At 66.8% G+C, this 24,431-nt stretch carries 24 protein-coding genes; 9 read left to right on the top strand and 15 right to left on the bottom strand.

What is annotated here, in order from left to right:
• The first annotated feature begins 13 nt into the window (after nt 1-13).
• Nucleotides 14-1,795, top strand: a complete 1,782-nt coding sequence (locus L1Z78_RS07230) for a phospholipase D family protein (RefSeq protein WP_234640861.1) — start codon at nt 14-16, stop codon at nt 1,793-1,795.
• A 15-nt stretch (nt 1,796-1,810) separates the two neighbouring features.
• Here the strand turns inward: L1Z78_RS07230 and L1Z78_RS07225 are convergent, their stop codons facing one another.
• On the bottom strand, nt 1,811-2,779 hold the full coding sequence (locus L1Z78_RS07225; RefSeq protein ID WP_234640860.1) for a tRNA dihydrouridine synthase: 969 nt from the start codon (nt 2,777-2,779) through the stop codon (nt 1,811-1,813).
• A gap of 225 nt (nt 2,780-3,004) precedes the next feature.
• Between L1Z78_RS07225 and L1Z78_RS07220 the strand changes: the two genes are divergently transcribed.
• The gene (locus L1Z78_RS07220) at nt 3,005-3,541 is read left to right on the top strand and encodes a hypothetical protein (protein WP_234640859.1); all 537 of its coding nucleotides are present in this window, start codon (nt 3,005-3,007) and stop codon (nt 3,539-3,541) included.
• Nucleotide 3,542: 1 nt separating this feature from the next.
• Here the strand turns inward: L1Z78_RS07220 and L1Z78_RS07215 are convergent, their stop codons facing one another.
• The 6 genes from L1Z78_RS07215 to L1Z78_RS07190 form a co-directional block, all read right to left on the bottom strand.
• The gene (locus L1Z78_RS07215) at nt 3,543-4,754 is read right to left on the bottom strand and encodes a N5-glutamine methyltransferase family protein (protein WP_234640858.1); all 1,212 of its coding nucleotides are present in this window, start codon (nt 4,752-4,754) and stop codon (nt 3,543-3,545) included.
• A 46-nt stretch (nt 4,755-4,800) separates the two neighbouring features.
• Entirely contained in the window at nt 4,801-5,322 is a 522-nt protein-coding gene (locus tag L1Z78_RS07210; protein ID WP_234640857.1) for a GNAT family N-acetyltransferase, read from the bottom strand.
• 264 nt (nt 5,323-5,586) lie between these two features.
• Complete coding sequence (locus L1Z78_RS07205; RefSeq protein WP_234640856.1) at nt 5,587-7,023, bottom strand: coniferyl aldehyde dehydrogenase; 1,437 nt, start codon at nt 7,021-7,023, stop codon at nt 5,587-5,589.
• 170 nt (nt 7,024-7,193) lie between these two features.
• A complete protein-coding gene (locus tag L1Z78_RS07200; RefSeq protein ID WP_234640855.1) occupies nt 7,194-7,541 on the bottom strand; it encodes a hypothetical protein in 348 nt (115 codons plus the stop codon).
• 30 nt (nt 7,542-7,571) lie between these two features.
• Nucleotides 7,572-10,184, bottom strand: coding sequence for an ATP-dependent chaperone ClpB (gene clpB / locus L1Z78_RS07195; RefSeq protein WP_234640854.1), 2,613 nt, complete (start codon nt 10,182-10,184; stop codon nt 7,572-7,574).
• Between the two features lie 150 nt (nt 10,185-10,334).
• Entirely contained in the window at nt 10,335-11,249 is a 915-nt protein-coding gene (locus L1Z78_RS07190; RefSeq protein WP_234640853.1) for a helix-turn-helix domain-containing protein, read from the bottom strand.
• Nucleotides 11,250-11,353: 104 nt separating this feature from the next.
• Between L1Z78_RS07190 and L1Z78_RS07185 the strand changes: the two genes are divergently transcribed.
• Nucleotides 11,354-12,247 carry a DMT family transporter gene (locus L1Z78_RS07185; RefSeq protein WP_234640852.1) on the top strand — a complete coding sequence of 298 codons (894 nt, stop codon included), beginning with the start codon at nt 11,354-11,356 and terminating at the stop codon, nt 12,245-12,247.
• 5 nt (nt 12,248-12,252) lie between these two features.
• Here L1Z78_RS07185 and moaE read toward each other — a convergent pair whose 3' ends face one another.
• Nucleotides 12,253-12,714, bottom strand: a complete 462-nt coding sequence (gene moaE / locus L1Z78_RS07180) for a molybdopterin synthase catalytic subunit MoaE (RefSeq protein ID WP_234640851.1) — start codon at nt 12,712-12,714, stop codon at nt 12,253-12,255.
• Between the two features lie 87 nt (nt 12,715-12,801).
• Between moaE and L1Z78_RS07175 the strand changes: the two genes are divergently transcribed.
• The 3 genes from L1Z78_RS07175 (at nt 12,802) to dapA (ending at nt 14,601) form a co-directional block, all read left to right on the top strand.
• Nucleotides 12,802-13,056: a hypothetical protein gene (locus tag L1Z78_RS07175; protein ID WP_234640850.1), complete on the top strand. Its 255-nt coding sequence runs from the start codon at nt 12,802-12,804 to the stop codon at nt 13,054-13,056.
• Between the two features lie 9 nt (nt 13,057-13,065).
• On the top strand, nt 13,066-13,401 hold the full coding sequence (locus L1Z78_RS07170) for a hypothetical protein (RefSeq protein WP_234640849.1): 336 nt from the start codon (nt 13,066-13,068) through the stop codon (nt 13,399-13,401).
• A gap of 270 nt (nt 13,402-13,671) precedes the next feature.
• Nucleotides 13,672-14,601, top strand: a complete 930-nt coding sequence (gene dapA, locus L1Z78_RS07165) for a 4-hydroxy-tetrahydrodipicolinate synthase (protein ID WP_234640848.1) — start codon at nt 13,672-13,674, stop codon at nt 14,599-14,601.
• Here dapA and L1Z78_RS07160 read toward each other — a convergent pair.
• The 7 genes from L1Z78_RS07160 to L1Z78_RS07130 all read right to left on the bottom strand — a co-directional run bounded on the left by L1Z78_RS07160 (nt 14,553) and on the right by L1Z78_RS07130 (nt 21,327).
• Nucleotides 14,553-14,900 carry a recombinase family protein gene (locus L1Z78_RS07160; protein WP_234640847.1) on the bottom strand — a complete coding sequence of 116 codons (348 nt, stop codon included), beginning with the start codon at nt 14,898-14,900 and terminating at the stop codon, nt 14,553-14,555. The two genes, dapA and L1Z78_RS07160, sit on opposite strands and share 49 nt — an antisense overlap.
• Before the next feature lie 5 nt (nt 14,901-14,905).
• Nucleotides 14,906-15,169 (bottom strand): molybdopterin converting factor subunit 1, encoded by a 264-nt coding sequence (gene moaD / locus L1Z78_RS07155; RefSeq protein ID WP_234640846.1) that lies wholly within the window; start codon nt 15,167-15,169, stop codon nt 14,906-14,908.
• Nucleotides 15,166-16,416 (bottom strand): gephyrin-like molybdotransferase Glp, encoded by a 1,251-nt coding sequence (gene glp / locus L1Z78_RS07150; RefSeq protein WP_234640845.1) that lies wholly within the window; start codon nt 16,414-16,416, stop codon nt 15,166-15,168. Before glp ends, moaD begins: the two co-directional genes overlap by 4 nt.
• An 18-nt stretch (nt 16,417-16,434) precedes the next feature.
• Nucleotides 16,435-16,989 (bottom strand): molybdopterin-guanine dinucleotide biosynthesis protein B, encoded by a 555-nt coding sequence (mobB, locus tag L1Z78_RS07145; protein ID WP_234640844.1) that lies wholly within the window; start codon nt 16,987-16,989, stop codon nt 16,435-16,437.
• Between the two features lie 46 nt (nt 16,990-17,035).
• A complete protein-coding gene (thrC, locus tag L1Z78_RS07140) occupies nt 17,036-18,463 on the bottom strand; it encodes a threonine synthase (protein WP_234640843.1) in 1,428 nt (475 codons plus the stop codon).
• Nucleotides 18,464-18,634: 171 nt separating this feature from the next.
• Nucleotides 18,635-19,984: a homoserine dehydrogenase gene (locus tag L1Z78_RS07135; protein WP_234640842.1), complete on the bottom strand. Its 1,350-nt coding sequence runs from the start codon at nt 19,982-19,984 to the stop codon at nt 18,635-18,637.
• Between the two features lie 107 nt (nt 19,985-20,091).
• Nucleotides 20,092-21,327 (bottom strand): pyridoxal phosphate-dependent aminotransferase, encoded by a 1,236-nt coding sequence (locus tag L1Z78_RS07130; protein WP_234640841.1) that lies wholly within the window; start codon nt 21,325-21,327, stop codon nt 20,092-20,094.
• A gap of 170 nt (nt 21,328-21,497) precedes the next feature.
• On the opposite strand from L1Z78_RS07130, the gene L1Z78_RS07125 reads away from it, so the two are divergent.
• From L1Z78_RS07125 to L1Z78_RS07115, 3 genes are all read left to right on the top strand, one after another.
• The gene (locus L1Z78_RS07125) at nt 21,498-21,866 is read left to right on the top strand and encodes an Mth938-like domain-containing protein (RefSeq protein ID WP_234642111.1); all 369 of its coding nucleotides are present in this window, start codon (nt 21,498-21,500) and stop codon (nt 21,864-21,866) included.
• Between the two features lie 136 nt (nt 21,867-22,002).
• The gene (locus L1Z78_RS07120; protein ID WP_234640840.1) at nt 22,003-22,488 is read left to right on the top strand and encodes a peroxiredoxin; all 486 of its coding nucleotides are present in this window, start codon (nt 22,003-22,005) and stop codon (nt 22,486-22,488) included.
• 176 nt (nt 22,489-22,664) lie between these two features.
• Nucleotides 22,665-24,428, top strand: coding sequence for a PhoH family protein (locus L1Z78_RS07115; protein ID WP_234640839.1), 1,764 nt, complete (start codon nt 22,665-22,667; stop codon nt 24,426-24,428).
• The last annotated feature ends 3 nt before the right edge of the window (nt 24,429-24,431 follow it).

Genomic DNA, 24,431 nt, shown 5'->3' with positions numbered 1-24,431 from the left:
ATATCTCTGAACCATGTCCGGCGCTCACTCCCTACCGCATCCCTTGATACGCAGCCTTTCCCGAGGATGGTGGAGGGCTGCGCTCATGCTGTGGCTGTCCGCCATGGCCTGCGGCTGTGCCAACGGCCTGCCCACCCAGGTCGATCGTCCTGTCAGCACGGCTTTCCAGGCCCCGCAGGACACTCCGCTGGGCACCATGGTGCAGCAGCTGCGGCCCGCAGGCGCAAGGCCCCAGACATCCGCCTTCACCCTGCTGGCCGGCGCCCAGGCGGCCTACGGCGCGCGGCTGGCCCTGGTCGATGGCGCGCAGCGCACGCTGGACCTGCAGTACTACGCAATCCATGCCGACGAGAGCACGCAGCGGCTGCTGCGCGGCGTGGTCGATGCCGCCCGCCGGGGCGTGCGGGTACGGGTACTGCTGGACGATTTTCACAGCACGGGCGCCGATGCCCAGGTCATGCGCCTGGCCTTCGTGCCCGGCATAGAGATGCGCATGTTCAATCCGCTGGCCGGCGCGCGCGGCTCCGTGCTGGGACGGGCCTATACGCTGCTGACCGATTTCCAGCGCGCGCAGCAGCGCATGCACAACAAGCTGTTCATCGCGGACAACGTGATGGGCGTGATCGGCGGGCGCAATCTGGGGGATGCCTATTTCGACGCGGACAGCACCAGCAATTTCGTGGATCTCGACGTGCTGGCGGCGGGGCCGATCACCGCAGACCTGTCGCGCAGTTTCGACAGCTATTGGAACAACCCCCGGGCCTATCCCGTGCAGTCGCTGATCAGCCTCAAGGAACTTCAGCAGCTGCGCCAGCGCTTCGCCACCCAGGACGACGCAGCGCAGGACGATGATGCGCCAGCCACCTCCGTTGCATCCAGGACCGAGGATGGCCAGGATGTCCGGCACAACCAGGCCGTATGGGACCAGCAGCCCATGGACCTGCGCAAGGCGCCCTGGACCTGGGCCGCTGCGGCCGTGCTGGTGGATCAGCCCGCCAAGATTCCGCTGGACAAGGAAGAAGGGGCGGACGGCTCGACCGTGTCCAGCCCCGGCGAGGCGCAGGCCAGGCCAGCGGGCACGCTGGCGCTGAGCCAGCCCCCCCATGCGCTTCGCCAGGCCACGCGCCCCGTCCTGGAAGCCGACTCCGTGGTAAACGGGCTGCTGGCCCTGGTCCGCAAGACCCGGCGTGATCTGCTGGTGGTCTCCCCCTATTTCGTCCCCGGGCCGGACATGATGCAAGCCTTCCGTGGCGCACGGGATCGCGGCGTGCGTGTGCGCATCCTGACCAACTCGCTGGCCTCCAACGATGCGCCGCTGGCGCATGCCGGGTATGCGCGTCACCGCAAGGCCTTGCTGGAAATGGGCGTGGAGCTTTATGAGCTGCGCAGCACGGCGGCAGGCCTGCGCTCGGCGCTGCGCGCGGGCAGCACGGGCGGCGGGCCGTCAGGCTCTGCGGGAGCCTCGCGGGCCATGCTGCATTCCAAGCTGCTGGTGGTCGATGGGCATCTGGTGGCCGTGGGATCGATGAACCTGGACCTGCGCTCGCAGCTGCAAAACACCGAGATCGCACTGCTGATCGCCAGCCGTGAGTTCGGCCGGCTGGCCACGCAAAGCATTGCGCAAGGCCTGGAGGACGGCAGCTGGAAGGTGGAAATCGACCAGGATGGAGACCTTGTCTGGCGAGCCTCCGAAGACAGTGACCGCGAGGATGAACGCAGCGAGCCCGATGCCAGTTGGGGTCTGCGGCTGATGCTCAGGCTGCTGGGCCCGCTGGCGCCAGACCACCTGCTGTAAAGGCGCCTGCTCGCCTCAGTCCTGCTGCCGCCGTACCAGGGACTGGACCCAGAGCGTGATCTCGCGCTGATCGGTCTGGGTGCGCACGTCCTGGTAGGCCTGTTCGGCTTCGGGAAATCGCCTGCGCAGCAGGTTCAGCCACTGCTTGAGGCGGCCTGCACGCTGGCGCGGCTCCAGATCCTCGCAGACCATGTCCCAGAAACGCTGCACCTGGGGCACGAGGTCGCTCCAGCACACAGGCGCCGCCTGGACCGCGCGCCCCTGCACCGCCGCACGGATGGCCAGCGCCAGGCCCGGGTCGGCGACGATGCCCCGCCCCAGCATCAGGTCGCCGCAGCCCGATTGCTCGCGGCAACGCAGGGCATCGTCCACCGTCCATATCTCCCCATTGGCGACCACGGGAACGGAGACGGATTCCCGGATGCGCGGAATCATGTCCCAGTAGGCCGGAGGGCGGTAGCCATCGAGCTTGGTGCGCGCGTGCACGACGATCTCGCAGGCACCGCCCGCCTGCATGGCCTGGGCGCATTCGGTCATCAACGCGGTGTCGTTGAAGCCCAACCGCATCTTGGCCGACACGGGCATCGCTGGCGGAACGGCGGCACGCACGGCCGCCACGACGCGGGCGATCTGCTGCGGGTCCTGCAGCAGCGCGGCCCCGCCTCCATGGCGGTTGACCACCTTGGCAGGGCAGCCGAAATTCAGGTCGATGCCTTCCGGCCCCAGGCGCGCCAGATTGGCTGCGTTGGCGGCCATGCTGTCCGGGTCCGAGCCCAGCAGCTGGGCGCGCACCGGCACGCCTGCCAGCGTGCGGCTGCCATTGCGCAACTCCGGCATGGTGCGCAGGAACACCTTGTCCGGCAGCAGCGTTCCGGTGACGCGGATGAACTCCGAGACACAGCGATCAGCGCCTCCGACACGCGTGAGCACATCGCGCAACACAAAATCGAGCAAGCCCTCCATGGGCGCCAGCAACAGTCTCATCACCTTTGTCCCGGAGTCCGGGATCCCGTCCTTTGTTACAGATCAAACCTTGCGCTCATGGGAAGCAGACGGCCTGCACCACCAGGAACCACGGCCCGCCATGCTGCGGCAGGCGATTGTGCCCTTGCGGCAAGACCTTGCGCAGGGCGAGTTGTCATGGCTTCGTCATGCCACGGTCATTCATGTAACGTGCAATCGGGGTTTGTCGGACTCCCCCTGCTGCCCATGCTGCAAAAAACCGCAAAGGCCCTTGAAGAGCTGCAGCCCGGCCGCCGCAGCCTGCCGCTGCGCGAGCGCTCCGTGCTGCTGATGGCCGATGGCCGAACCGACGCGCAATTGCAGCAAGTCCTGGGTGCGCAAGCCGGGGAACTGGTCCGGCGGTTGATCGCCGCAGGCTACCTCCAGCGCGTGGCGGACGCTGCTCCATCGGCAGCCCCCGAGCCCCCGGCCATGGCACCCGCCGCATCCATGGATCCAGGACCTGTGGAGTCCACTGCTCCATCGACCACCACCCCGTTGAATCTTGCCGGCACGCGCATGTACCTGTTCGACATGTGCGAGCGCCTGTTCGCCAACCGCCACGAGGACAAGGCCCAGGCGCTGCGCCATCTGCTGCGCGAGGCGCGTGACCTGCCCGCGCTCCAGGACGCCGCTCAGCGATTGCTGCTGACCGTGCATGAGCATGCGGGCAGCGAACGCGCCGAGGCTCTGCGCGAGCGGCTGCGGCACCTGCTGCCGCACGAGACCGCATCCAGCGCCTGACTCAGGCCGCCGCCAGCCTCCACAGCGAGGTCAGCTCCGCCGCTCGCGCTGCATGCAGCGGATCGGCGGCATCCATGGCCTTGCCATGGCGCGGACGAATGTCTTGCCGGCCCAGGACCTTCAGGCCCGCCGCCTCGATCCACCCCAGCAGTTCGTCGCGCGAGCGCAGCTTCAGGTGCTCTGCCAGGTCCGACAGGATCAGCCAGCCTTCGCCCTCCGGCTGCAGATGGCTGGCAAGGCCCTGGACAAAGCCGCGCAGCATGCGGCTGCCTTCGTCGTAGACGGCCTGCTCCAGCAGGGAACTGGCCTTGCCCGGCAGCCACGGGGGATTGCAGACCACCAGGGCGGCCCGGCCTTCGGGGAACAGGTCGGCATGGCGCAGATCCACGCGCCGGGCCAGGCCCAGCCGCTGCAGATTGTCCTGCGCGCAGGCCAGCGCCCGGTCACTCAGATCGGTCGCCACCACCTGTTGCACGCCACGGTGCAGCAAGATGGCGGACAGCACGCCCGTGCCCACGCCGATATCCCAGACGGGCGCCTGGGCCTGCCGTACCGCCGCGGGCAGCGGTGCCTGCGCCACCAGGTCCAGGTACTCGCCACGCACCGGGGAAAACACGCCGTAGTGCGGGTGGATGCTCAATGGCGGCAGGCCCGGCACGGCCAGCGCCACGCCCTTCTTGCGCCATTCATGGGCGCCCAGGGCACCCAGCAGTTCGCGCAAGGGAACGAGCACGCTGGCCGCCGCCTCGTCCTGGGGTACGTCGCCCCAGGCCTCACCGCAGGCCAGGCTCCAGTCGGGCGCCCGCCGCAAGGCACAACGCCAACCGGCGTCGAGTTCGATCAGCAGGCTGGACAGAATGCGGGCACGCTGTGCCTGCGCCTGGCGGTGCAGGTGAAAGGCATGGGGAAACGCGGCCTTGCCGTCATCCGCGTCGGCGCGCCGATGGCGGGCCTTGGCCGAGGATGCGCCAGGCGCCTTGTCCAGGCGCCGGCCCAGGGCCTGCAGCAGCTGGCGCGCGTTCTGGAAATCGCCACGCCACAGCATGGCCTGTCCCTCGCAGGCCAGCCGGTAGGCACGGTCCGCAGGCAGGCTGTCATCGGCGATGACAATGCGGCGCGGCGCGGCCATGGTGCTGTCCATTCGCCACAGCGCGGCGTGCGTGGCATCTTGTTCCTGCCACTGCAGCAGGGACCAGTTCCGGGAAGAAGACATGGCCTGCTGCTCCGTGGATGATGGGCGGATGGACGCGCTGGCCAGATCAGTTCAGTGCGCGCTTGAGGCGCACTTCTTCGATCTTGAGGCCGCCGATCTGGGCGGTCTTGGCCGTGGACATCTCGCGCTTGAAGCCGGCGAGCTCATGGAAACGCAGTGCGCGCTCGTTGCGCAGCGGCACCCACGAGGTGACATTGGTGCAGCCTTCTTCCAGCAGACCGTCGCGCGCAGCGTCCCACAGGGCCACGCCCACGCCCTGGTTCCAGTGCGAAGGGGCGGCATAGATGGCCCAGATTTCGCCAGTGGTCTGGCGCGACTTCTCGTCACGCGAGCGGTCGAAACCGACAAAGCCCACGATCTTGTCGCCATCGATGGCCACCTGCACCTGGGGCTCGCAGTATTCGATGGCCTCGCGCCAGTAGGCCTGGCGCTTTTCTACCGACGACATGCTTTTGAGCTGGTCGTCAGGGACCAGTCCTCGATAAGCCTCCATGGCGGAAGCAGTATGGATCTGGGCAATCGCTTTTGCATCGCGGAGAGTGGCTGGACGAACCTGGATACTAGACATGGAAAAACCGAAACGAAAACAGGTGAAAATAGAAGGGCGTGATTTTCACCGGAATCGCGCTTTTTGCGTGCACTGCAGGCCTTAGCCATGCACGCAAGTACGGCTGTGCTCGTTTTCTTGCCCTTGGCTATCGGATGTGCTAGATGCTCTTCAAAAAAGAGCAACTGATGCATGTGACACAAGGCCTGGCAAAGAATCAGTTGACAATTCATGGCGATGCAGGCAGGACTGAGCGAACAGCCTGCCATCCTGCCTTGCCGGGCTTCACAGCCAGCGGCGCATCAGCGCCATGATGCGGTCGAACTTCGGCCCATAGGGCGGGTACAGCATCGAGGCGCCCGACCAGCGCGACTGCACGAACACCGCCTTCTGGTGGCTCAGCCGCGCAAACCCCTGCTCCGAATGGTAGGCCCCCCAGCCGCTGTCGCCCACGCCTCCGAACGGAAGGTTCTCGTGGGCGAAATGCAGCAAGGTGTCGTTGACCGTCACCCCGCCGCTGATGGTGCGCGACAGCACGGCATCACGCAGCTTCTCGTCCCGTCCGAACCAGTACAGGGCCAGCGGCCTGGGCCCGGCGTTGATGGCGGCGACCACGTCATCCAGCCGGTCATAGCTGATCACAGGCAGGATGGGCCCGAAGATCTCCTCCTGCATGAGCTGCATCTGGCTGGTGGCATTGAAGACCAGCGCAGGCGCCATCTGCCGCTCCACGGCATCGCCCCAGCCGGCCTCTGCGCCATCCAGTCCCGTGCCGCCATCTTCCATCCACTCGACATGGGCGCCCATGCCCTGGGCCTGGCGCAGCATCTGGCGCAGGCGCGCCAGGTGGCGCTTGGTCAGGATGGCCGCGTAGTCGGGATTGCCGGCAAAGCGCGGGAACAGGCGGCGTGCGGCGGCGCGAAAGGCCTCGGTGAACTGTGCCTCCTGGCCGCGCGGCAGCAGCACATAGTCGGGCGCGATGCAGGTCTGCCCCGCGTTGACGAGCTTGCCATGCGCGATCTTCAGCGCTGCTTCCTCCAGGTCGCAGTCGCTGGAGAGGATGCAGGGCGACTTGCCGCCCAGCTCCAGCGTGGTCGGCGTCAGATGGGCCGCCGCGGCCTGGGCCACGCGCCGTCCCACGGCCGTCGAGCCGGTGAACAGCAGGTGGTCGAAATGCAGCCCGGAGAATTGCGTGGCCACGCTGACGTCGCCCTCGATGACGGCGAACTCCTCGGGCGCGAAGAACTGCCCCACCAGGGCCGCCATCTGTGCCGAGGTGTGCGGCGTGAGTTCGCTGGGCTTGAGCATGACGCGGTTGCCGGCGGCCAGGGCCGTGATGGCCGGGCCCAGGGCCAGCTGCACCGGGTAGTTCCAGGGGGAGATCACGCCGACCACGCCCAGGGGCTGGCGCTCGATCCAGCCTCGTCCGGGCAGCAGCATCAGGGGCGTGCGCACCCTCTGGCGTCCCGACCAGCGCGCCAGGTGGCGCAGCGTGTGCTTGAGCAGGTTGCGCAGCACGAACAGCTCCACCATCTCGGTCAGCCGCGGCGAACGCATGCCGAAGTCAGCCTGCACCGCCGCGGCCAGCACGGGACCATGTTCTTCCAGCAGTTTTTGCATGCGCAGCAGGCGCTCGCGCCGCACCAGCAGCGGCACGTCCACCTGCGCCCGACTGGCCTGGTACTGAAGGTCGAAGACGCGGTGGAGATCCAGCGGGGTCATAGGCTCGATGATAAGAAACGCTTGCCTGCGCCGCAGTCCGGCCGGAACACGGCGGCAGGAAAAAAAAGGGAGCCTTGCACGGGCTCCCGGGGGTTACAGACTATACGGGCCTGCAGGCACAGCCCGACACCGAAGATGCGCAGGCCGCGTAAAGGCTGAAGCAAGACGCTTCAGGGCTCGCGCACTTCACGGGGCTGAACGTCGGTCACCTCACCCGCGCCAGGCAGCACGCCGGCACGGCGGCCTCCGGCCTCGGCGGCGCCATAGGCACGTTGAGGCCGCTGCGCCATCCATTCCGAACCCGAGCGGTAGACGGTCTGCCAGCCCGCTCGCGGGCTCATGCGCATGGACCAGGGCGTCACGGGCCGGCCCGTGAACCTGGCCCACAGCGCGCGCACGCCCCATACCAGGGCCAGCAGCGCGGCCGCCGTGAGCAGGCTGACAAAGAAGACCAGACCCACGAGCATCAGCAGGATGCGCACGGCCCAGCGGGTCAAGGTGGCGACGAAATCGTTCAAAGCAAAGCCTTTCCTGGCAGGTCCGGTGCGTCAGGCGGAATCTGCCGCATCGAACCGGAATACACCCGGTTCCTGTACCGGGTCCACATGCACCGCAATCGTGCTCTTGGGCGGAAAGCGCCCTTCGAGCAGCAGTTTCGACAGCGGGTTCTCGATCCGCTGCTGGATCGCGCGCTTGAGCGGCCGGGCCCCGAAGACGGGATCGAAACCCACCTTGGCCAGTTCGGCCAGGGCCTGGTCGGACACCTGCAGCGCAAGGTCCATTTTCTCCAAACGGCGCTCCAGCAGCTTGAGCTGAATCCTTGCGATGGACTCGATATTTTTCGCATCCAGCGCATGGAAGACAACGGTCTCGTCGATGCGGTTGAGGAATTCGGGCCGGAAATGGTTCTTGAGTTCCCCCCAGACCGCATCCTTGACCTCATCGTATTCCTCGCCGACCATGGACTGGATCAGCAGGGAGCCGATGTTGCTCGTCATCACGATGACCGTGTTCTTGAAGTCCACGGTGCGGCCCTGGCCGTCGGTCAGGCGGCCGTCGTCCAGCACCTGCAGCAGCACGTTGAAGACATCGGGATGGGCCTTCTCCACCTCGTCGAGCAGCAGCACGCTGTAGGGCTTGCGGCGCACGGCCTCGGTCAGGTAGCCGCCCTCCTCGTAGCCCACGTAGCCCGGAGGCGCGCCGATCAGGCGAGCCACTGAATGCTTTTCCATGAACTCGCTCATGTCGATGCGCACCAGATGGTCCTCGCTGTCGAACAGGAAGCCTGCCAGGGCCTTGCACAACTCGGTCTTGCCGACGCCCGTGGGACCCAGGAACAGGAAGGAGCCCGTGGGGCGGTTGGGATCGGACAGACCCGAGCGCGAGCGACGGATGGCGTTGGCCACGGCCGAGATGGCCTCATCCTGGCCGACCACACGGTCATGCAGCCTGTCCTCCATGTGCAGCAGCTTGTCCTTTTCGCCCTGCATCATCTTGGACACGGGAATGCCCGTGGCGCGGCTGACCACTTCGGCAATCTCTTCGGCACCGACCTGTGTGCGCAGCAGCCGGTGGGCCGGGGCACCGCCCTGTCCCTGTTCGCTGGCCTGCACCTCGTTGAGCTGCTTCTCCAGCGTCGGCAGCTTGCCGTACTGCAGCTCGGCGACCTTGTTGAAATCCCCCTTGCGCTTGAGCTCCTCGATCTGGATGCGGATCTGATCGATTTCCTTGCGGATCTGCTCCGAGCCCTGGGCACTGGCCTTCTCGCTCTTCCAGATCTCCTCGAGGTCGGCATATTCACGCTCCAGGCTGCCGAGTTCCTCCTCGATCAGTTGCAGGCGCTTTTGCGAAGCCTCGTCCTTTTCCTTCTTCATGGCCTCGCGCTCGATCTTGAGCTGGATCATCCGGCGCTCGAGCTTGTCCATCGCCTCGGGCTTGGAATCGATCTCGATCTTGATCTTGGCCGCCGCCTCGTCGATCAGGTCGATGGCCTTGTCGGGCAGGAAACGGTCCGTGATGTAGCGGTGGCTGAGCTCGGCAGCGGCCACGATGGCCGGATCGGTGATGTCCACGCCGTGGTGGGCCTCATAGCGCACCTGCAGGCCGCGAAGGATGGCGATGGTGTCCTCCACCGAAGGCTCGTCGACGAGCACCTTCTGGAACCTGCGCTCCAGCGCCGCGTCCTTCTCGATGTATTTGCGGTATTCGTCCAGCGTGGTCGCGCCGATGCAGTGCAACTCGCCGCGCGCCAGTGCGGGCTTGAGCATGTTGCCGGCATCCATGGCACCATCGGCCTTGCCGGCGCCGACCATGGTGTGGATCTCGTCGATGAAGAGGATGATGCGCCCCTCTTCCTGCGATACCTCCTTGAGCACGGACTTCAGGCGCTCCTCGAAGTCGCCGCGGTACTTGGCACCGGCCAGCAGGCCCGCCATGTCCAGCGACAGCACGCGCTTGTTCTTCAGGCTCTCGGGTACCTCGCCGGCAACGATGCGCTGGGCCAGGCCTTCGACGATGGCGGTCTTGCCCACGCCGGGCTCGCCGATGAGCACGGGATTGTTCTTGCTGCGCCGCTGCAGCACCTGGATGGAGCGGCGGATCTCGTCGTCACGGCCGATCACGGGGTCGAGCTTGCCGCTGCGCGCACGCTCGGTCAGGTCCAGCGTGTACTTCTTGAGCGCCTCGCGCTGGCCTTCGCCTTCCGCGCTGTCCATGGTCTGGCCGCCGCGCACGGCGTTGATGGCGGACTCCAGGGTGGAGCGCGTCACGCCGCTTTCCTTGAGCAATTGGCCTGCGCGCGTGGAGCTGCCGCTGCCGTCGGTCAGCGCCAGCAGGAACAGTTCACTGGCGATGAACTGGTCGCCGCGCTTGAGGGCTTCCTTTTCCGTGGCCTGCAGCAGGCGGCCCAGCTCGGAGCCTACCTGGACCTGGTCCTGGTGCTGCACGCGCGGCAGGTCGGCCAGGGCCTTCTCGGCCGCGGCCTGCAACTGGCCGACGTTGGCGCCGGCGCGCTGTAGCAGCGAGCGAGGGCCATCGTCCTGGCGCAGCAGCGCCACCAGCAGGTGCAGGGGCTCGATATTGGATTGGTCACCGCCCAGGGCCAGCGTCTGAGCGTCGGCCAGGGCTTCCTGGAACTTGGTCGTCAGTTTGTCGATTCGCATGGTGTTTCTTTTGCTCCTGAAACAGGGTCACTGCGATTTATCTGATACCTGCGGGGGAAATTTCAAGGTGTGCAGCGCCCACACGGGCGCCGGCTTGCGCCAGATCAAGCCCGCTGTCGCGCCCAGCCGGTTGCCCTGCCCGTTTCCCGATCAGCGCCAAGCATTGCGCTGAAAGAGCGAGAACTGCGTAGGCGTAACACCCAAATGCGTGCGAAAGCTGCGCACGAGATGGCTTGCGCTGGAAAAACCGCAGTCCAGGGCCAGGTCGGCCAGCGGCGGCGCCTGGCGCGCCCGCAGTGCCTGGCGGGCCCGCGCCAGGCGCTGCTGCAGCACCCATTCGTGCACGGTGCAGCCCATGCTCTGGCGGAACATGCGCGCGAAGTGGAATTCAGACAGGCAGGCCACCTGGGCCAGGGCCACCAGGGTCAGCGCCTTGCTGTCATGCAGATGCTCCTGGACATGGTCCAGCACCTTGCGCCGCGCGGCCTGCGACAACCCGCCCAGCGGTCGCTGCAATGCCTGCAACTGGCGCGGCGTGGCCGACTGCTGCACCAGCCTGTCGATCAATTGCTGCCCGATGGTATCGGCCTGCAGCAGCTGCTGCGGGTCCTGCCAGTCCAGCCGCATCAATGAGCGGGCACCGGCGTTGAAGGCCAGGTCATCGCCATAGATCTGCGGACGCAGCGTGCGTGAGCGCGGCTCGGCGTCGAGCATGCGGACCACGCGCCCGGCCCAGGCCAGATCGGAGACGTAAAGGTGCAGGAACTGTACCGGCGCGCGCACCAGCCAGTGGGACTCGCCCTCAGGCGGGAAGATGCAGATGCGCCCCGGCGCACCCATGGCCTCGGGCCGCTCCTTCAGCTGCGACCCTTCACCCCCGGCCAGATAGACCGACAGCGTGTGGTGGCCGGGCTGGCAGTAGCGCACCTCGTCGTCCCCATTGGCCCAGACGGCCAGCTCCACGCCTTCGCTCAGGCGCGCGCGCCGCTGCAGGCAGGCCTTGGAGCGGGACAGCACCTGGCAAAGGTGACTGGGGGGCAGCTCGGGCAGCGGCGTGGGCGTCATGGCTGCGATTGTGGGGCCACGGCGGGCTGGCAGTGGATGGCCATGCCACCAAACCGCAGGAATCTGCCATGGCTCCCGGGCCGGTGGCGCCATCATCAGCCGCCATGACTGCCACCCTTTATTGCCTGGTCGTGCTGATCTGGGGCTCAACCTGGATCGCCTTGAAGATGCAGCTGGGCTCCGTGCCCGTGGAGCTGTCCATTGCCTATCGATTCGCCCTGGCCGCCGTGCTGATGTTCACCTGGCTGGCCTGGTCCAGGCAGCTGCGCGTTCCGCGCGGCCCGGCGCTGCCGCGCGTGCTGGCCCAGGGCCTGTGCCTGTTCAGCGTCAACTTCGTATGCTTCATGCATGCCAGCGAGACGCTGGCCAGCGGACTGGCCGCCGTGGTCTTCTCCAGCGCCAACCTCTGGAACGCGCTGCTGGCGCGCATCCTGCACGGACGCAGGCTGGCGCCCCATGTGCTGGCTGGCAGCGTGTTCGGCCTGGCGGGCCTGGCCGTGCTGTTCTGGCCCGAGCTGCGCGAAGGCCGGCATGCCAGCCTGCCGGGCCTGGGCTGGGCCGTGCTGGGTACGCTGTGCTTTTCCTGCGGCAACATGCTGTCGGCCTCGCTGCAGTCCATGGGCTGGCGACCGGCCCAGACCAATGCCTGGGGCATGCTGGCGGGTACGCTGGCGCTGTCCGCCTATGCGCTGGTGGCGGGCCTGCCCTGGCGCTTCGACACAAGCTGGTCCTATGTCGGGTCGTGGCTTTACCTGGCCATTCCGGGGTCGGTGATTGCCTTCACGGCCTACCTGACCCTGGTGGGACGCATGGGCCCCGAGAAGGCCGCCTATGCCACGGTGCTGTTTCCCATCGTCGCCCTGGCCATCTCGGCCCTGGTCGAAGGCTATGTCTGGACCCCGCTGGCCGTCTCGGGCCTGCTGCTGGTGATCTGCGGCAACCTGCTGGTGTTCCGCCCGCCGCAGTGGCTGCGAAACGCGCCCCCCCACAAGGCCTGAGCCCCTCACTGGCGCCAGCGCGCCAGCGCCTGCTCGTCGCTGACGCGCGCATCGACCCAGCGCGCGCCGGCCGGGGTCTGCTCCTTCTTCCAGAAGGGCGCCAGCGACTTGAGGTAGTCCATGATGTATTCGCAGGCCTGGAAAGCCATGCCGCGGTGCGATGCCGTGACGGCCACGAGCACGATCTGGTCCATGGGACGCAGCGGTCCGACGCGATGGATGACCCGCGCGCCATGGATGCCGAAGCGTTGCACGGCCTCGTCGATGATGGCTTCGATGGACTTTTCCGTCATGCCCGGGTAGTGCTCCAGCTCCATGCTGGCCACGGCATCGCCCTCATTGCGGTCGCGCACCGTGCCCACGAAGCTGCACACCGCGCCCACGCGCGCATCGCCGGTGCGCAGGGCAGCCAGTTCGGCGGATACGTCGAAGTCTTCGGTCTGGATGGAAACACGGACGGCTTGCATGAAGGCATTGTCGCAGGCCGGTGATGCCGTGGCGAACTTGGTAGCATTGCCGTCCCCAGCAGCCGGACCTTTGCCGCAGCAGCCCACATGGCCACACTCACCATCAACACCGCCGAGTACACGCTCTACCCCTCGCCACGCAACGAGCACCGGGTGGTTTTCGAACACCAGCTGTTCGTGCCCCATCCCTACACCATCATCCATCTGCCCGACTATGGCTTCCAGGGCAAGGCGACGCTGTTCGCGGCCCACCGCCTGGCCGACGGCAAGATGGGCCAGCTCGTGAGCTGCGAGCTGGCCGAGGACCTCGCACGCTTCGAGCGCATGTTCGAACCCGATTGAGGCGCGCCCATGGACGACACCAGCCAGATCCAGCCTCCGCCCAGCTTCGCCGCCCTGTACGCCGACCGCCACGGCCGGCTCAAGGCCTCCATCGCCGAGGTGGTGGCCCGCTATGAGCTGTGCGAGGACCTGTCCAGCCATCTGGTCGAGCAGGCGCAGACGCTCTACCACACGGGCAACTCCTCGGAAGTGGGGGTCTTGCTCGGCATCCACGCGGGCCTGGCGGCCGAGGGCTCCATCGTCAGCCCCGGCGAGGCGCGCTGGATCGTGCAGCGCCTGGCGGAATTGCTGGAGTGGCAGGCTCCGTTGTTGACGCAGTCGGCCGAAGCGCCGGACGCCGCCTGACAACGGCGCGCGGGCGCGCTACACTGCACGCCATGTCTGCTGTCTTTGCCTCTCCCGCACACCACGGCCTGCCCGTGCGTGCCTGCCTGCGCAAAGCCTGCAAACCCCAGCTCGTCTGACCGGAGCTGAGGTTCCGTCCAGATGAGCGACGGAATCGGCCCGGCAGCCTCTCTCCCCTCCTTCTTGCTTCAGGCGCCTGCCTTTCCGCCCTCGGTCTGGCCGGTGGCCATGTCCGGTCGTCCATCGATTGAAGTACCGAAGGGATTTCCCATGTCCTTGCATTCCACGACCTTGCCGCATGCCCTCTTCCAGGGGCTGTGGCTTCCGCTGGTCACGCCGTTCGAGGCCGGCGACGACGCCCCGGTGGACCACGGCGCCCTGCGCGCCCTGGTGCAGCACTACAACGGCACCGGCATCGCCGGCTACGTGGCCTGCGGCTCCACGGCGGAAGCCGCCGCGCTGAGCGAAGCCGAGCAGGACGCCGTGCTCGCGACCTTGCTCGATGCCGCCCGGGGCCTGCCCGTGGTCATGGGGGTATCGGACTGCCACCTGGGCCAGGCGCTGGCACGCGTGCAGGCCCTCAACGCAAGGCCGCTGGCCGGCATCTTGGTGCCGGCCCCGCACTACATACGCCCATCACAGGCAGGCCTGCTGCAGTGGTTCACGGCCATCGCCGACCACAGCGTCCATCCCGTCATCCTCTACGACATTCCCTACCGCACGGGCGCGGTGCTGGATCTGGCCACGCTGCGCGCGCTGGCCTCCCATCCGCGCATCGTGGCGATCAAGGATTGCGGCGGTGATGCCGCCAAGACCCAGGCCCTGATCGCCGACGGTCGTTTGCAGTTGCTGGCCGGCGAGGACGCCCAGATCCTTGCCACGCTGGCCCAGGGCGGCGCGGGTGCGATCGCCGCGAGCGCCCATGCCCATACGTCGCATTTCGTCGAGATGATGCAGTGCATGGCGCGTGGCGACCTGCCTGCGGCACGCGCGCTGTGGCAACCGCTGCTGTCCCACATCGCCGCATGCTTTGCCGAGCCCAACCCTGCCCCCATCAAAGCCTGGCTTGCGGGCCAGGGCCGCATGCGGGCCGGCCTGCGCGCGCCCATGCAGCCGGCATCCGCAGCCCTGGCGCAGCGCCTGGCGCAGATTCAGCTACCGCCGCTGCTGTCCATGGACACCGAGCGCATCTCGGCATAGCGGTTCAATATCCGTTGTACCTGCCCGTGGGTCCATTCGCCACCCCGGGCCGCCGCGATGCCGCGGGTGTTGAGCTCGGCAGCCATGGCGCGGTGGGTCAGCCCGCGCGCCTGCAACTCGGCGAACAGCGCTTCATGCTGCCGGGCGAAGGCATCGGCGGTGGATTTTCGCTTTTCCACGGTGGCGCGCAGGTTATCGGCGCCGGCGCGCCCCAGTTGCACGCCACGTGCCCTTGCTTCGGACAGGGCCTTGCGCGTGCGTGCGCTGATGGCCTGGTCCACGGACTTGTCTGGGGCCATGGCGCTCAACCTCCGGTGACGGGGGGAAAGAAAGCCACCTCGTCGCCCTGGCGAATGGCAGCCACGCCCTCGCACAAGGTCTGGTTCAGCGCCATGCGCACGGCGCGGCCCTGCGCCAGCGCCTCGGCCGCCGCGCCACCGCGCGCGATCAGTTCGTCACGCAGGGCGCCCACGGTGGCGGCCCGCGTGGAAAGGGTTTCGCTGCCCGTGCCCAGGGCCTCGCGGATGGAGGCGAAATAGCGCACGGTGACGGTGATGGACTGGCTCATGACAGCAGCTCCGAGAAAGCGATGAAGCGGACCTTGTCGCCAGGTGCGATGGTCTGGCCTGGCGGGTTGTCGACCACGCCGTCGCCCCAGGCGGCCGATGTCAGCACGCCCGAGCTCTGGTTGCGGAACAGCTCCAGGCCGCCGCTTTCGTTGTAGCGCACGCGCAGGAACTCGCGACGCCTGTCCCCGCGCGGCCAGTGGAAGTCGGCGCGCACCTCGACGGAGCGCGGCAGCACCGATCGTACGCCCTGCAGACGCAGCACGAAGGGACGCACCAGCAGCAGGAAGGTGACGAAGCTGGAAACCGGGTTGCCGGGCAGCCCGATGAAGTGGGCAAAGCCGCCTGCCTCGCCGGCCTCTCCGTCCAGGCCCACGCGGCCATAGGCGAAGGGCTTGCCGGGCTTGACCGATATCTGCCACAGATCCAGCTGGCCCAGGGCCTGCACGGCGGGCTTGACATGGTCTTCCTCGCCGACCGAGACACCGCCACTGGTCAGGATCAGGTCGTGGGCACGGGCAGCCTCGCGCAAGGCATGGACCGTCGCTTCGCGCTGGTCCGGAACGATGCCGAAGTCGGTGACTTCGCAACCCATGCGCTGCAGCAGGGCGCGCAGGAAGAAGCGGTTGCTGTTGTAGATGCTGCCGGGCGGCATCTGCTCGGGTGCGATGGTGCCGGGCATGACGAGTTCGTCGCCCGTGGAAAACAGGGCCACGCGCGGCCTGCGTGCCACCTGCAGGCGGGCCAGGCCGATGCTGGCCGCCAGCCCCAGTTCGGCCGGCGACAGCCGCGTGCCGGCCGCGATCACGGTGGCGCCCTTGCGGATGTCCTCGCCCGAGCGGCGTATCCACTGGCCGGCCTCGGGCCGTGCCTTGACGCGCACGCGGCCATCTTCCAGCACCTCGCAGTCTTCCTGCATGACGATGGCATCGGCCCCGGCCGGCACGGACGCGCCCGTGAAAATGCGGGCCACCGTGCCCTCGGCCAATGGCTGGCCCGTGGAGCCTGCGGGAATGCGCTGAGAGACGGGCAGCACGGCATCACCGGCCGCGCAGTCGGCGCTGCGCACGGCATAGCCATCCATGGCGCTGTTGTCCTGGGGCGGCACCTGAAGGGGCGAGACGGCATCGGCCAGCAGCACGCGACCGTCCGCGTCGAAGCTGTCCACGGCTTCGACGCCATCGAGCGGCAGGGCATGCGCCAGCAGCTCGGCCAGTGCGTCATCGAGGGACTTGAGGGGGGCTCGCATGGTGTTCTTCTCCTGGTCTCATCGGCTGTCGGGTGCACGGTAGCTCAGTTGCTGCGCGTGTTCCAGTAGCCATTGCAGTATCTGCGCCGGCGCGTTGAGGTCCAGCACCGGCTGGCGCGGCGGCACGGGCAGGCGCCATGGTGCATCGGTGGCGATGGCCAGCACATGGGGATCGTGCGGATACAGGGGCGCCTGGGACTTTCCGGCGCTGGCGCGCTCGGGCTGATCCCGCCAGATCTCGATCTTGGGCAGGTCGGCGTGCTTGAAGCCCTCGACCAGCACCCAATCCACGCGCGGATCGAGTTCCGCCAGCATCTCGTGCACCGACAGTTCGGCAGGTTCGGCGAACTCGCGCATCAGCGCAAGCCGCCGGTCGGACGCCAGCACCACCTCGTAGGCACCGGCCTTGCGGTGGCGCCAGCTGTCCTTGCCCTCGTGGTCCACGTCGAAATCGTGGTGGGCATGCTTGACCACCGAAACGCCGAGCCCCTGCGCACGCATCAGCGTGATCAGGGGCTCCACGAGGCTGGTCTTGCCCGCGCCCGAGTAACCGGCAAAGCCGATGACCTTCATCGCCGCGCGCTCCAGCAGCGGGCGGGTAGACAGACCCGCCTTGGCATCAGTCGCAGTGCTGCGCGATGTAGGCCTTGATGCGCTGCGCATCGGCAGGCATGACGGTCACGCGCTTGGGCAGGTCTTCGATGCCTTCGAACTGCGCCGGGCGGTCGGGCTGGCGGCCCAGTGCTTCCTCGATGGTGGCGGCGAACTTGATGGGCAGCGCCGTCTCCAGCACGATCATGGGCACGCCGGGCAGCAGGTTCTCGCGCGCCACCTTGACGCCGTCGGCCGTGTGCGTGTCGATCATGGTGCCGAAGCGTTCGAAAGTATCGCGGATGGTGGCCAGGCGGTCGGCGTGCGTGCTCTTGCCGCTGACGAATCCATAGCGGGCGGCCGCTTGCTGGAACAGCGGATTGCCGCCCAGGTCGAAGCGGCCCTGGCGCGCCACGCCTTCGGCGAACAGCTCGCGCGTGGCATCGCCGTCACGGCCCAGCAGGTCGAACACGAAGCGCTCGAAGTTGCTGGCCTTGGAGATGTCCATCGAGGGGCTGGACGTCTCATAGGTATGCTCGCTGCCGCGCACCACATAGGCACCAGTGCGGAAGAACTCGTCGAGCACGTCGTTCTCATTGGTCGCCACGACCAGGCGTGCGATGGGCAGGCCCATCTGGCGTGCCACATGGCCTGCGCAGATGTTGCCGAAATTGCCGCTGGGCACGGTGAAGGCGACCTTCTCGTCGTTGCCCTGCGTGGCCTGCAGGTAGCCGGCGAAGTAGTAGACGACCTGGGCCAGCAGGCGGGCCCAGTTGATCGAATTGACGGTGCCGATCTTGTACTTCGCCTTGAAGGCGTGGTCGTTGGAGACGGCCTTGACGATGTCCTGGCAGTCGTCGAACACGCCTTCGATGGCGATGTTGTGGATGTTGGCATCCTGCAGGCTGAACATCTGGGCCTGCTGGAAGGGGCTCATGCGGCCGTGCGGGCTGGTCATGAACACGCGCACGCCCTTCTTGCCGCGCATGGCGTACTCGGCGGCACTGCCGGTGTCGCCGCTGGTGGCGCCCAGGATGTTGAGTTCTTCGCCGCGGCGGCCCAGTTCGTACTCGAACAGGTTGCCCAGCAGTTGCATGGCCATGTCCTTGAAGGCCAGCGTGGGGCCGTTGGACAGGGCCTCGAGCCAGAGGCCGTCCTCCAGCCGGCGCAGCGGCGTGATCTCGGCCGTGCCGAAGACCTGCTGCGTGTAGGTCCTGGCGCACAGGGCGCGCAGATCGTCGGCAGGAATGTCGTCGATGTACAGGCTCAGGATCTCGAAGGCCAGGGCTGCATAGCCCTCATCCTTGTAGATGCGGCGCAGCTCGCCCAGACGGGCGGCATCGATCTGCGGATAGTGCTCGGGCAGGTACAACCCGCCATCGGGCGCCAGTCCCTCGAGCAGGATGTCGCAAAAGCGCTTGCGGTCCGCATGGCCGCGCGTGGAAAGGTACAACATTTGAATTCCTTGTCAGTGGCCTCAGGGCGCTGCGCATGAAACCGGCGCCTCCCCACCTGGGGGCACCGAGGAAGGGCCTACGCCGGCCGCGCCGCCCCGCACCGAGGGTGCCGTCCCCCTCCCGCGCAGCGAGAGAGGGGAAAGGCGCGCAGCGCCTCAAGGGGAGCCTTGTCAGTTCAACTCTTCCTTGCGGATGCGGTTGATGGGGGCCAGGACCGTGGGCAGCTGCTGGATCTGCGCCAGCGCCGCGTCCATGTCGCCTTCGCGCGTGGCGTGGGTGAGGATGATCAGATCCGTCTGAGGCACGCCCTGGCTGCCTTCGCTGTCACCGCTCACCTCGCCAGCCTCGCGCTGCAGCAGGGCGTCGATGCTGATGCCGGCACCGGCGAGGATGCTGGTGATCCTGGCCAGCACGCCCGCCTCGTCGGCCACGCGGATGCGCAGGTAGTAGCTGGTCACCACCTCGCTCATGGGCAGCACGGGCAGCTCGCCGCCGGCGGCGGCCAGGGTGCTCGACTGGAAGGCCAGCGGCGGCACGCGATGCTCGGGATCGGCCGTGTGCAGGCGGGCGATGTCCACCAGATCGGCGATCACGGCGCTGGCCGTGGGCTCGGAACCCGCACCCTTGCCGTAGTACAGGGTCGTGCCCACGGCATCGCCGTGCACGACGACGGCGTTCATCGCGCCTTCGACGTTGGCGATCAGGCGCTTGGCCGGCACCAGGCTGGGGTGCACGCGCAGCTCGATGCCCTTGTCCGTGCGCTTGGTGATGCCCAGCAGCTTGATGCGGTAGCCCAGCTGCTCGGCGTACTTGATGTCGGCGGCCGACAGCTTGGTGATGCCTTCCACATGCGCCTTGTCGAACTGCACGGGAATGCCGAAGGCGATGGCGCTCATCAGCGTGACCTTGTGGGCGGCATCCACGCCTTCGATGTCGAAGGTGGGGTCGGCTTCGGCGTAGCCCAGGCGCTGGGCCTCCTTGAGCACCACGTCGAAGTCCAGCCCCTTGTCGCGCATCTCGGACAGGATGAAATTGGTCGTGCCGTTGATGATGCCGGCCACCCACTGGATCTGGTTGGCCGTCAGGCCTTCGCGCAGCGCCTTGATGATGGGGATGCCGCCGGCCACGGCCGCCTCGTAGGCCACCATCACGCCCTTGTCGGCCGCGGCCTTGAAGATTTCGCTGCCGTGCACGGCCAGCAGGGCCTTGTTGGCGGTCACCACATGCTTGCCGGCCGCGATCGCCTCCAGCACCAGGGCCTTGGCGATGCCATAGCCGCCGATCAGTTCGACGACGACATCGATCTCGGGGTTGGCGATGATCTCGCGCGCATCGCCGACCACCTTGGCCGTGTCGCCCACGACGGAGCGTGCACGTTCCGTATCCAGGTCGGCCACCATGGCAATCTCAATACCGCGGCCCGCGCGGCGGCGGATCTCTTCTTGGTTGCGCTGCAGCACGTTGAACGTGCCACCGCCCACGGTGCCAATGCCCAGGAGGCCTACTTGGATCGGTTTCATAAAGCTACTTGCCAGTCAAAAAGCGCTGCGGCGGTCGGGAGGCGCCCGCCTGCAGCCGTGAAAAAGCGGATTGCGGGCGGGGCTGCGGCCCCACCCGCGCGAACGGGTCAGCCACGGTCCGTGCCGTGGCGCTTGCGGTATTTCTCGAGGAACACGGCCAGGCGGCGAATGGCCTCGCGCAGGTCGGTCTCGTGCGGCAGGAAGACGATGCGGAAGTGGTCCGGCTCGGGCCAGTTGAAGCCCGTGCCCTGCACCAGCATGACCTTGGTTTCCTGAAGCACTTCCAGGAAAAAGGCCTGGTCGTCCTTGATCGGATAGATCTCGGGATCGAGGCGCGGGAACATGTACAGGGCTGCCTGCGGCTTCACGCAGGTCACGCCGGGAATCTCGGTGATGAGCTTGTGGGCCAGATCGCGCTGCACGCGCAGCCGTCCGCCGGCCTGCACCAGCTCGTCGATGCTCTGGTGGCCGCCCAGCGCCGTCTGCACCGCCCACTGGCCGGGCACGTTGGCGCACAGGCGCATGTTCGAGAGCATGTTCAGGCCCTCGATGTAATCCTTGGCCGGCTTCTTGTCGCCGGAAACCACCATCCAGCCAGCGCGATAGCCGCAGCTGCGGTAGGCCTTGGACAGCGAATTGAAAGTCAGCGTCAGCACATCGGTGGACAGGCTGGCCAGCGGCGTGTGCTTGACGTCGTCGTAGAGCACCTTGTCGTAGACCTCGTCGGCGAAGATCACGAGGCCATGCTCGCGCGCGATATCGACGATGCTTTGCAGCAACTGGCGGCTGTAGAGGGCCCCGGTCGGGTTGTTGGGATTGATGACGACGATGCCCTTGGTGCGCGGCGTGATCTTGGCGCGGATGTCGTCCAGGCTGGGCATCCAGCCGTTGTGCTCCTCGCACATGTAGTGCACGGGTGTGCCACCAGACAGGCTGGTCACCGCCGTCCACAGCGGGTAGTCGGGCGCGGGCAGCAGCAGCTCGTCGCCGTCGTCGAGCAGCGCATTGGTGGCCAGGCTGATCAGTTCGGAGGCTCCGTTGCCGAGGTAGATGTCGTCCAGCGACACGCCCAGGATGCCCTGGCGCTGGGTCTCGTGCATCACGGCCTTGCGTGCCGCGAAGATGCCCTTGCTGTCGGAGTAGCCTGCCGAGTTCGGCAGGTTGCGGATCATGTCCTGCTGCACTTCCTCCGGCGCATCGAAGCCGAACACCGCGAGGTTGCCGATGTTGAGCTTGATGATCTTCTGCCCGTCCTCCTCCATCTTCTTCGCCGCGTCCATGATGGGCCCGCGGATGTCATAACAGACGTTGGCTAGTTTGGCGGATTTGCGAACGGTTTTCATGCTGAAGATATGGAAGTGGCCACAGCGCTGTTGCGGCCTTCGTGCACGCCAGAATGCCCCATGCATACTGGTGAAACCTATAATTTGACCACAGTTCCGCAATGCAGCATCGCCCTGGCCCCGCCCAGGTGGCGACCACCCCCATCGCGCGCTCCGCGCCAGCCCCATCCATGAAATTCCACGCCGACAAATCCGATGCACAGATGATCACGGGCTATGGCCCCGGCTGGCTGGCAGTGGACAAGGAAAAATTCCAGCACAGCCTGCTCGTGGGGGCCCAGGGCCTGCGCCAACCCTGGGATTGCACCCGCTTCGAGGACCTGACACCGGAGCACTTCGAAGCCCTGGCCCTGCTGGATGCCGAAGTCATCATCCTGGGCAGCGGCCGGCGCAACCGCTTCCCCCCAGCGGCCTGGCTTCGCCCCTTGATGGCCAGACGCACAGGGCTGGAGAGCATGGACACCCAGGCCGCGTGTCGCACCTACAACATCCTTGCCAGCGAAGGCCGCAACGTCGTCGCGGCCCTACTCTTGGAGTAGACTCCTGCCCCCCTGATTCGGACAAATCCCGTTTTCAGGGTAAAATTGCAGGTTGCGGTTGGGGGCAATCGATAAAAGCAAGAACACCCACACAGCCCTCGGCATTTCAACGACTACACCCGAGAGATACAAGCGCATGGCGATCGTTGTCAACAAACCCCTTCCTGAATTTGAAGCCAACGCGACCGGCGGGATCAAGGTGACCAACACCTCCCACACGGGCCAGATTCTGATCCTGTATTTCTACCCCAAGGACAACACGCCTGGCTGCACCACCGAAGCCATGCAGTTCCGCGACAAGTACAAGGACTTCGTGAAGGCCGGTGCCACGGTGTTCGGCGTCTCGCGCGACAACATGAAGTCGCATGACGACTTCAAGGAGAAGCTGGAGCTGCCGTTCGAGCTGATCGCCGACACGGAAGAAAAGATGTGCCACATGTTCGGCGTGGTCAAGAACAAGATCATGTACGGCAAGAAGGTCAAGGGCATCGAGCGCTCGACCTTCCTGGTCGGCGCCGACGGCGTGCTGGTGCAGGAATGGCGCGGTCTGAAGGTGCCGGGCCACGTCGACGAGGTGCTCAAGGCTGTCAAGACACTGAAGTCCCTGAAGCAGGCCGCCTGATTCGGCACATTCCGACAACAGACCGGGAAAAGCAGCCACATTCCTGCCATTGGGCTATGCATAATGGGCCAATGCCTCAGTGCAAAACCGCCTTTCCCTGTCCCCCTACCAAAGCCGCCTCGGTTTCCAGGCGGCTTTGTGCTTTTTGATCCTTGTTGAGGAACGGTTCGTCCACCATGCCCCTGCCCCCCGCACCTGGCCGTCGTGCCGCCAAGCTCTCCCCCGAAGCCTTCCTCCCCGTGCGCGGCAACCAGCTCGCAGACACCGCGCCTGATGACAGCCACGCCAGCCCTTTGACCAATGGCGCTGCGACGCCTGCCCTGCGCGCCCGCAAATCAACCGCCAGCACAACCGAGCCCGCACGCAGCCGCACGTCTGCCGCCAGGAAGGCCGCCACCCCGGCCCCCGTCGCAGCAGCACCCGCCAAGCGCGCCAGCAGCAAGGTCGCCGCCGCCTCCAGCGCCCGCGCTCCCACCAAGCCTGCCACCGAGGCCAAGCCCGCCGCATTGCTGAGTGCGCCGGCGCGCCCGCGCCGCACACGCACGGGCCCCAAGACGCTGTTCGTGCTTGACACCAATGTGCTGCTGCACGACCCGACCAGCCTGTTCCGCTTCGAGGAGCACGACATCTTCCTGCCCATGGTGGTGCTCGAAGAGCTGGACGGCCACAAGAAGGGCATGACCGAGGTCGCGCGCAATGGCCGCCAGGTCAGCCGCACGCTGGATTCACTGGTAGCCTCCCAGCCCTCGGAAACCCTGGACAAGGGACTGCCGCTCAATGCCACGGGCCAGCGCAGCGCCACGGGCATGCTGCACTTCCAGACCGAGCCGCTGGAGACCTCGCTGCCCGACAGCCTGCCCCAGGGCAAGGCCGACAACCAGATCCTGGGCGTGGTCGCCGCGCTGCGCAAGAAGTTCAGCGAGCGCGAGGTCGTGCTGGTGTCCAAGGACATCAACATGCGCGTCAAGGCCCGCGCCCTGGGCCTGGCGGCCGAGGACTACCAGAACGACAAGGTGCTGGACGACGGCGACCTGCTCTATGCGGGTGCCCTGGCCCTGCCCCAGGACTTCTGGGCCAAGGCCGGCAAGAACGTCGAGAGCTGGCAGGAGGGCGCCATCACCTACTACCGCATCAGCGGCGCCATCGTGGACCAGCTGATGATCAACCAGTTCGTCTACCACGAGGCCCCGGGCGAGCCCAGCCTGTTCATGCGCGTGACCGAGATCCGCGACAAGACGGCCGTGCTCAAGACGCTCAAGGACTTCGGCAACCCCAAGTACGCCGTCTGGGGCGTCACGGCACGCAACCGCGAACAGAACTTCGCGATGAACCTGCTGATGAACCCCGACATCGACCTGGTCACGCTGACCGGCACGGCCGGCACGGGCAAGACCCTGCTGGCCCTGGCCGCCGGCCTGTCCCAGGTGCTGGACGAACGCCGCTACACCGAGATCATCATGACGCGCGCCACGGTGAGCGTGGGCGAGGACATCGGCTTCCTGCCCGGCACCGAGGAAGAGAAGATGGGCCCCTGGATGGGCGCGCTGGACGACAATCTGGAGTTCCTGGCCAAGGGCGACGGCGGCAATGCCGGCGAGTGGGGGCGCGCCGCCACCAACGAGCTGATCCGCAGCCGCATCAAGATCAAGAGCATGAACTTCATGCGGGGACGCACCTTCCTGAACAAGTACGTCATCATCGACGAGGCGCAGAACCTGACGCCCAAGCAGATGAAGACCTTGATCACGCGCGCGGGCCCGGGCACCAAGATCATCTGCATGGGCAACCTCGCCCAGATCGACACCCCCTACCTGACCGAAGGCTCCTCGGGACTGACCTATGCCGTGGACCGCTTCAAGGGCTGGCCCCACAGCGGCCACATCACGCTGGCGCGCGGCGAGCGTTCACGCCTGGCGGACTTCGCCAGCGAGGTACTGTAAGCC

This window comes from Delftia tsuruhatensis (assembly GCF_903815225.1).
In the GTDB taxonomy this organism is placed as follows: domain Bacteria; phylum Pseudomonadota; class Gammaproteobacteria; order Burkholderiales; family Burkholderiaceae_C; genus Comamonas; species Comamonas tsuruhatensis_A.
The sequence above is the reverse complement of the archived record's forward strand: the minus strand, read 5'-3'. Positions and strand labels throughout refer to the sequence as shown.

Coding starts and splice junctions, on each gene's coding strand:
- L1Z78_RS07230 (WP_234640861.1), top strand. CDS start 14: ATGTCCGGCGCTCACTCCCTACCGCATCCCTTGATACGCAGCCTTTCC.
- L1Z78_RS07225 (WP_234640860.1), bottom strand. CDS start 2,779: ATGAGACTGTTGCTGGCGCCCATGGAGGGCTTGCTCGATTTTGTGTTG.
- L1Z78_RS07220 (WP_234640859.1), top strand. CDS start 3,005: ATGCTGCAAAAAACCGCAAAGGCCCTTGAAGAGCTGCAGCCCGGCCGC.
- L1Z78_RS07215 (WP_234640858.1), bottom strand. CDS start 4,754: ATGTCTTCTTCCCGGAACTGGTCCCTGCTGCAGTGGCAGGAACAAGAT.
- L1Z78_RS07210 (WP_234640857.1), bottom strand. CDS start 5,322: ATGTCTAGTATCCAGGTTCGTCCAGCCACTCTCCGCGATGCAAAAGCG.
- L1Z78_RS07205 (WP_234640856.1), bottom strand. CDS start 7,023: ATGACCCCGCTGGATCTCCACCGCGTCTTCGACCTTCAGTACCAGGCC.
- clpB (WP_234640854.1), bottom strand. CDS start 10,184: ATGCGAATCGACAAACTGACGACCAAGTTCCAGGAAGCCCTGGCCGAC.
- L1Z78_RS07190 (WP_234640853.1), bottom strand. CDS start 11,249: ATGACGCCCACGCCGCTGCCCGAGCTGCCCCCCAGTCACCTTTGCCAG.
- L1Z78_RS07185 (WP_234640852.1), top strand. CDS start 11,354: ATGACTGCCACCCTTTATTGCCTGGTCGTGCTGATCTGGGGCTCAACC.
- moaE (WP_234640851.1), bottom strand. CDS start 12,714: ATGCAAGCCGTCCGTGTTTCCATCCAGACCGAAGACTTCGACGTATCC.
- L1Z78_RS07175 (WP_234640850.1), top strand. CDS start 12,802: ATGGCCACACTCACCATCAACACCGCCGAGTACACGCTCTACCCCTCG.
- L1Z78_RS07170 (WP_234640849.1), top strand. CDS start 13,066: ATGGACGACACCAGCCAGATCCAGCCTCCGCCCAGCTTCGCCGCCCTG.
- dapA (WP_234640848.1), top strand. CDS start 13,672: ATGTCCTTGCATTCCACGACCTTGCCGCATGCCCTCTTCCAGGGGCTG.
- L1Z78_RS07160 (WP_234640847.1), bottom strand. CDS start 14,900: ATGGCCCCAGACAAGTCCGTGGACCAGGCCATCAGCGCACGCACGCGC.
- moaD (WP_234640846.1), bottom strand. CDS start 15,169: ATGAGCCAGTCCATCACCGTCACCGTGCGCTATTTCGCCTCCATCCGC.
- glp (WP_234640845.1), bottom strand. CDS start 16,416: ATGCGAGCCCCCCTCAAGTCCCTCGATGACGCACTGGCCGAGCTGCTG.
- mobB (WP_234640844.1), bottom strand. CDS start 16,989: ATGAAGGTCATCGGCTTTGCCGGTTACTCGGGCGCGGGCAAGACCAGC.
- thrC (WP_234640843.1), bottom strand. CDS start 18,463: ATGTTGTACCTTTCCACGCGCGGCCATGCGGACCGCAAGCGCTTTTGC.
- L1Z78_RS07135 (WP_234640842.1), bottom strand. CDS start 19,984: ATGAAACCGATCCAAGTAGGCCTCCTGGGCATTGGCACCGTGGGCGGT.
- L1Z78_RS07130 (WP_234640841.1), bottom strand. CDS start 21,327: ATGAAAACCGTTCGCAAATCCGCCAAACTAGCCAACGTCTGTTATGAC.
- L1Z78_RS07125 (WP_234642111.1), top strand. CDS start 21,498: ATGAAATTCCACGCCGACAAATCCGATGCACAGATGATCACGGGCTAT.
- L1Z78_RS07120 (WP_234640840.1), top strand. CDS start 22,003: ATGGCGATCGTTGTCAACAAACCCCTTCCTGAATTTGAAGCCAACGCG.
- L1Z78_RS07115 (WP_234640839.1), top strand. CDS start 22,665: ATGCCCCTGCCCCCCGCACCTGGCCGTCGTGCCGCCAAGCTCTCCCCC.